General features: G+C 65.6%; 1 protein-coding gene. It reads left to right on the forward strand.

The window, feature by feature from the left end; translation table 11 throughout:
* Positions 1–4: 4 nt before the first annotated feature.
* Positions 5–906, forward strand: a 902-nt coding sequence (locus E1288_RS46495) for an IS256 family transposase (RefSeq protein ID WP_132495749.1), incomplete at its 3' end; no start/stop codon positions are given.

The following is a 906-nucleotide window of genomic DNA, read 5'->3' on the forward strand; positions in this document are numbered from 1 at the left end:
CCCGATGCTCAGCGTAGTCCCTGACCCTGATTCCCGTGACGATGGCCCTGTCACGGGTTCAGCGTCGTTGATCGATGAGATCGTCCGAGAGGGTGCCCGCCGGATGCTGGCGGAGGCGTTACAGGCCGAGGTTGACGCCTACATCGCGCAGTTCGCCGACGCTCGCGACGAGCGTGGCCATCGCCTGGTGGTCCGCAACGGCTACCACCAGTCCCGCGAGGTCCTGACCTCTGCCGGCGCGGTCGTGGTACAGGCGCCGCGGGTCAACGACAAGCGCACCGACCCGGACACCGGTGCGCGTCGGCGGTTTTCCTCGGCGATCCTGCCGCCGTGGGCGCGCAAGACCCCGAAGATCACCGAGGTGCTGCCGCTGCTGTATCTGCACGGGCTGTCATCCGGGGATTTTGTGCCCGCACTCGGGCAATTTCTGGGGAGTAGCAAGGGGTTGTCCGCTCCTGTGATCACGAAATTGACCGAGCAGTGGAAGGCTGAGCACCGTGGGTTCACCGAACGTGATCTGTCCGAAGTGGACTTTGTGTATCTGTGGGCGGACGGTATCCATGTGAACATTCGCCTGGAAGAGCATAAACTCTGCCTGCTGGTCATGATCGGTGTCCGAGCCGATGGCCGCAAGGAGCTTATCGCGCTGGCCGACGGCTACCGGGAGTCCACCGAATCGTGGGCCGACCTGCTGCGGGACTGCAAGCGCCGCGGGATGCGCGCCCCGGTGCTGGCCATCGGCGACGGGGCGCTGGGGTTCTGGGGCGCACTACACGAGGTCTTCCCCGACACCCGAGCGCAGCGCTGCTGGTTCCACAAGATCGGCAATGTGCTCGCCGCGCTACCGAAGTCGGCGCAGCCGGGTGCGAAGAAGGCACTGGCCGAGATCTACAACGCCGAGGACCG

The organism is Saccharopolyspora elongata, assembly GCF_004348985.1.
Taxonomy (GTDB): Bacteria; Actinomycetota; Actinomycetes; order Mycobacteriales; family Pseudonocardiaceae; genus Saccharopolyspora; species Saccharopolyspora elongata.